This window comes from Streptomyces sp. SID4985, assembly GCF_009863025.1.
In the GTDB taxonomy this organism is placed as follows: domain Bacteria; phylum Actinomycetota; class Actinomycetes; order Streptomycetales; family Streptomycetaceae; genus Streptomyces.
Map to the genome: position 1 here is coordinate 1 of NZ_WWIR01000595.1, position 1,306 is coordinate 1,306.

Sequence of the window (1,306 nt, forward strand, 5' to 3'; positions counted from 1 at the left end):
GGCTGGGGCGCGTCGTACCAGCCGCCGGCCCCCAAGAGCTCCGGGCGCGGCGGGCTGATCGCCGCCGTCCTGGTGGCCGCGCTGGTCGCGGGCGGCATCGGCGGTGGCATCGGCTACACGCTGGCCAAGGACAACGACAGCCAGGGCTCCACCACCGTCTCCGCCAATGACAGCGGAGCCTCGCAGGTCAAGCGCTCGGCGGGCACCATCGCGGGCGTCGCGTCCCGGGCGCTGCCCAGCACGGTCACCATCGAGGCGGAGAGCAGCAACGGCGAGGGCGGCACCGGCACCGGGTTCGTCTTCGACACCCAGGGCCACATCGTCACCAACAACCACGTCGTGGCCGACGCGGTCGACGGCGGCAAGCTGACGGCCACCTTCCCGGACGGCCGGAAGTACGACGCGGAGATCGTCGGCCACGCGCAGGGCTACGACGTCGCCGTGGTCAAGCTGAAGAACGCCCCCACGGACCTCAAGCCGCTCGCCCTGGGCGACTCGGACAAGGTGGCCGTGGGCGACGAGACGATCGCCATCGGCGCGCCCTTCGGCCTGTCCAACACGGTCACCACCGGCATCATCAGCGCGAAGAACCGTCCGGTGGCCTCCAGCGACGGCAGCTCCAGCAGCAAGGCGTCGTACATGAGCGCCCTGCAGACCGACGCGTCGATCAACCCGGGCAACTCCGGCGGTCCGCTGCTGAGCGCCGCCGGTGCGGTGATCGGCATCAACTCCGCGATCCAGTCGACCAACAGCGGCGGCTTCGGCTCCGGCCAGTCCGGCTCGATCGGCCTCGGCTTCGCCATCCCGATCAACCAGGCCAAGTACGTCGCCCAGCAGCTGATCAAGACCGGCAAGCCGGTGTACGCCAAGATCGGTGCCTCCGTCTCCCTGGAGGAGTCCACGAACGGCGCGAAGATCACCGACCAGGGCGCGGGCGGCGCCGCCGCGGTCGAGACGGGCGGCCCCGCCGACAAGGCCGGACTGAAGCCGGGCGACGTCATCACCAAGCTCGACGACTCCGTCATCGACAGCGGTCCGACCCTGATCGGCGAGATCTGGACCCACAAGCCCGGCGACAAGGTGACGGTCACCTACAAGCGCGGCGGCCAGGACCACACGGTCGACCTCACCCTCGGCTCCCGCGTCGGCGACAACTGACGCCCACCGCCCCCTCCACCGCCCGATCCCGGTACGCTGTACCCCGCTCCGCCCCAGGTGGGCGGCGCGGGGAGGCGTGCCCGAGCGGCCGAAGGGAACGGTCTTGAAAACCGTCGTGGCAGCGATGTCACCGTGGGTTCAAATCCCA

General features: G+C 70.7%; 1 protein-coding gene. It reads left to right on the forward strand.

Features of this window, described 5'->3' with window-relative positions:
* Positions 1-1,158, forward strand: a 1,158-nt coding sequence (locus GTW40_RS25630) for a trypsin-like peptidase domain-containing protein (RefSeq protein ID WP_161182533.1), incomplete at its 5' end; no start/stop codon positions are given.
* Positions 1,159-1,306: the final 148 nt, after the last annotated feature.